Origin of the sequence: Curtobacterium sp. MCBA15_016 (assembly GCF_001865105.1) — a bacterium.
Classification (GTDB): Bacteria; Actinomycetota; Actinomycetes; order Actinomycetales; family Microbacteriaceae; genus Curtobacterium.
Map to the genome: position 1 here is coordinate 5,058 of NZ_MJGR01000033.1, position 852 is coordinate 5,909.

Consider the following 852-nt stretch of genomic DNA (forward strand, 5'->3'; position numbering starts at 1 on the left):
TCGACTTCTGCCGCGCGAACGACATCCAGCCCGTGGGCTACTCGCCGCTCGGGTCACCGTCCCGCCCGGAGCGCGACCGCGAGGACGACGACCCCGTGGACGTCGACCACCCCGTCGTCCGGCGGATCGCCGAGGCGCACGGCGTGCACCCCGCCGTGGTCTGCCTCAAGTGGGCGGTCGCACGCGGGCAGGTCCCGATCCCGTTCTCGGTGAAGCCCGAGCAGTACCGCGCGAACCTCGACGGCGCGCTGACGGACCCGCTCACCGACGAGGAAGTCCGGGCGATGCAGGACGTCGATCGCGGCGTCCGGCTCATCAAGGGGCAGGTGTTCCTGTGGTCGGGTGCCGACAGCTGGCACGACCTGTGGGACGAGGACGGCACGATCACCGGGGGCGTCGGGTGACGGCGACCTACAAGGACCTGCAGCGGGCGACGGGGCTCTCGCTCGCGACGATCTCGAAGTTCTACAACGGCGGCACCGTCCGTGACGAGAACGCACAGGCGATCGAACGGGCCGCGGCGACGCTCGGGTTCCGTCCCAACGGGTTCGCCCGGAGCCTGCGCTCCCGGCGGTCCGGCACGATCGGCGTCCTGCTGCCGGCGCTCGACAACGACTTCCACCTCACCGTGATCGCCGGGGTCGAGAGCGCACTGCGGGCGCACGGGACGAGCGTCATCGTCTCGTCGAGCCCGGACGCCGCAGCGGGCGCGGTCGACCTGCTCCTCAGCCGGATGGTGGACGGCATCATCGCGGTGCCGTCGGACCACGACGTCGAGGCCCTGGCGCGTGCGGCCGAGCGGGTGCCGGTCGTGCAGATCGACTGGCGTGCGGACGCCCTCGCCACCGACGG

The 852-nt window shown here is 72.3% G+C and carries 1 protein-coding gene and 1 pseudogene; both read left to right on the forward strand.

Going from position 1 to position 852, the window contains the following annotated elements:
- A partial coding sequence (locus BIV03_RS13305; protein ID WP_175475849.1) for an aldo/keto reductase occupies positions 1-404 on the forward strand: 404 nt, incomplete at its 5' end.
- Positions 401-852, forward strand: a pseudogene (locus tag BIV03_RS13310) (LacI family transcriptional regulator); the annotation flags it as partial. The gene BIV03_RS13305 and the pseudogene BIV03_RS13310, both read left to right, overlap by 4 nt.